3 protein-coding genes are annotated in these 3,073 nt (G+C 74.5%); 2 read left to right on the forward strand and 1 reads right to left on the reverse strand.

The window, feature by feature from the left end; genetic code table 11:
• A partial coding sequence (locus H5J30_RS24175; RefSeq protein ID WP_181789478.1) for an ABC transporter permease occupies positions 1 to 805 on the forward strand: 805 nt, incomplete at its 5' end.
• A gap of 28 nt (positions 806 to 833) precedes the next feature.
• Here H5J30_RS24175 and H5J30_RS24180 read toward each other — a convergent pair.
• Positions 834 to 2,294, reverse strand: coding sequence for an aminotransferase class V-fold PLP-dependent enzyme (locus H5J30_RS24180; RefSeq protein WP_181789479.1), 1,461 nt, complete (start codon positions 2,292 to 2,294; stop codon positions 834 to 836).
• Positions 2,295 to 2,465: 171 nt separating this feature from the next.
• Between H5J30_RS24180 and H5J30_RS24185 the strand changes: the two genes are divergently transcribed.
• Positions 2,466 to 3,073 (forward strand): class I SAM-dependent methyltransferase (locus tag H5J30_RS24185; RefSeq protein ID WP_181789480.1); only part of this gene is annotated, 608 nt, incomplete at its 3' end.

Raw genomic sequence — 3,073 nt, forward strand, 5'->3', positions numbered from 1 at the left:
CCTCCTCCTGCACAACCGCATGTCCGTCGCCGTGCTCGCCGGCTCTCCCCTCATGATCGTGGCGATGTTCGCCGTGCTCTTCCGCGGCGGCACCTTCGACCCCGCGGACCCGGACCCCGGCTCCTCCGCGATGATCATGTTCTGGATCGCCTTCGGCGCGTTCTTCTTCGGGCTGACCTACGGCCTGCTCCAGATCTGCACCGAACTGCCCGTGCTGCGCCGCGAATGGCTCGCCGGCCTGCGGCTCGGCCCGTACGTCGCCTCCAAACTCACCACCATGCTCCCGGCCCTGGCCGTCGCCGACGCGGTGCTGCTGGCCGTGCTCCGGGTGCTGGACCGGCTGCCTCCGGCCGGCTGGGACACGTACGCCTCGCTGTTCGCCACCGCTCTGCTGGCCTCCGCCGCGGCCCTCGCGCTCGGGCTGCTCGCCTCCGCGGCGGTGTCGGAGCCGGGGCAGGCGACGCTGATGCTGCCGCTGCTGTGCTTTCCGCAGGTGCTGTTCTCGGGCGCGTTCGTGCCGGTGCCGCGGATGACGCCGGCCGGTGAGGCGATCAGCCTGGCGATGACCAACCGGTGGGCGTTCGAGGCACTGGGCAGCGGGGTGGGGCTGGAGTCGCTGTGGCGTACGGGCGCTTCGCCGCTGGGGCGGCCGCTGCTCGCCGCGTACGGTGAGTCGTTCGCCCACCCGGCGGGGCGCGGGTGGCTGATCCTGGCGGGGTTCGCGGTGCTGTTCCTGGCGCTGACGTGGTGGGTGCTGGTGCGCAAGTGCCGGGACGGCGCCGAGCGGAGCCGGCAGGGGCGTTGACGCGGGCCGGGGTCCGGGGCCCGCGGGGTCAGCAGCCCAGCCGCGGCGCGAGATCCGCCACGTCCGGGACACGGTCCCGGTAGGTCTGCGCCACGAACGACAGAAACGTTTCGACATCCCCGGGCTGCGACGCCGCGCCCAACGAGACGCGCACCGCGCCCGCCGACGGCAGGTGCAGCAGCTTCAGGTAGTCCTCCAGCGAGCCGAGCCGCCTGCGCGCGGCCCGGCGCAGCCGGCGCGGCGACAGGTCGAAGGCCGCCTCGCCGGCGCCCGGGTTGCAGAAGCAGCCGGTGCGCAGGGAGATGCCGTACGCGGCGCTGTCGCGGATGATGACGCGCTCGTCGACGACGCGGCCGCCGGCGTCGAGGACGTTCAGCGCGACCGTGCCGCCGCGCGCAGCGCCGGTGCGGTCCGGACCGTAGACCCGGACCAGCGGCGCGCCGTCGCCGTGCCGCAGCGTGCGCAGGCCCGCGAGCAGCCGGCCCGTCAGCGCCTCGACGTGGTCGTGGACGCGGTCGATGCCGATGCGCTCCATCCAGGCGAGCCCGGCGGTGACGTCCGGTATGGCGAGGAAGTTGACGGTCCCGTCCTCGAACGCGGCCTCGTCGTCGGCGAGGACGTGCCACTGGGCCTGCGCGCTGACGGCGTAGATCGTGCCGCCGGCGAACCACGGGCGGCGCAGCTTCGCGAGCGCCGCACGGCGGGCGACGAGGGCGCCGACGCCGGTGGGGTGGCCGAAGAGCTTGTACCAGCTGACGACCGTGAAGTCCGGGTGGTGGCGGCCGAGGTCCAGGGCGTTGGTGGGGATGTACGCGGCGGCGTCGAGCACGACGTCGTAGCCGCGGGCCTGGGCGGCGGCGATCCACTCCAGGGAGTGCTGTACGCCGGTGAAGTTGCTCTGCGCCGGGTAGGCCAGCAGGCCGCGGGGGCGGCGTTGCCCGTACCCGAAGCCGGGCCGCCGGGCGCGTGCGGACAGCGCGGCGTGCATGCGGTCCTCGTCGATCCCCAGGTCCGGCGTGCGCAGCGGGACGTACTCGACGGCCGCGCCGCGCGCCCGCGCGTACTCCCGCAGGCCGTTGACGGAGTTGTGGTTGTCGAGCGAGAGGACGAGCCGGCTGCCGCGCCCGAGCGGGTACGCCTCGCCGACCAGGCGCAGCGCGCCGGTGGCGTTGGGCGTGAAGATCACGGCGTACTCGGCGGGGTCGGCGTTGAAGTACCGCAGCACCGCCTCGCGGGCCTCGGCGAGGCGGTCCCCGGAGGCCCGGGAGGCGGGGCTCTCGGAGTGCGGGTTGCCGAACAGCCCGCCGGTGATGCGCCGGGCGCTGCCCGCGACGAGGGAGCGCGGCGGGAGTCCCGCGCCGGTGTGGTCGAGATAGGTGTGCCCGCCCTCGTCCAGGTAACCGAACTCCCGTTCCCGCAGCTCCGCGAAGAGGCCGGAAGCCTCCGCCGCTCGCTCGCGTACGTGCCCGGTGGTGTCTGCCCTGCCCATGGGACCCCTCCGCATGAAATCCGCCAAAGGTAGCCATACCAGGATGACACCGACCGACCCCGGCGACCCCCGGCAACGCGGCCGACGACCGCACCTCTCGGCCGAACTGCTGATCGTCCGCACGCGTAATCGGGTGGCGCGGGCGCGCGGCGGATCATTAACGTCGCGGGCGTGAAGTATGAAGATCCGCTGGCCTACACGGTCGGCCTGGAGGGTGTCGCGCTGCTGCGTTCGTTCACCGGGGAGTACGACCGCGCGTTCGTCGCCGCGCGACTCGGCGAGATCCGCCGGCTGCTCGACGACGGGGCGCTGGCCGACGCGGGCGTGGACGTCGCCCGGGTGTCGACGGTCGAGGGGTACCGGATCTGGTCGCGGACGTACGACGGGCCCAACTCGGCGTTCGACCTCGACGAGCCGGTCGTCGGGGCGTTCCTCGACCCGCTGCCCGCGGGCGTCGCCCTGGACGCCGCCTGCGGCACCGGGCGCATGACGGCCCTGCTGGCCGGGCGGGGCCACCGCACCATCGGCGTCGACAGCTCGCCGGACATGCTGGCGCGGGCCGGGGAGCGGGTTCCGGAGGGCGACTTCCGCCTCGGCGCCCTGGCCGCGCTGCCCGTGGCCGACGATGCCGTGGACGTGGTGGTCTGCGCGCTCGCGCTCACGCACGTGCCCGATCTGGGCCCGGTGCTGGCGGAGTTCGCGCGGGTGCTGCGGCCGGGCGGGCACCTCGTGACGTCGGACCTGCACCCGGAGCGGGTGGCGCTCGGGTCGGTGCCCGC

The organism is Streptomyces phytophilus, assembly GCF_013870535.1.
GTDB classification, from domain to species: domain Bacteria; phylum Actinomycetota; class Actinomycetes; order Streptomycetales; family Streptomycetaceae; genus Streptomyces; species Streptomyces phytophilus.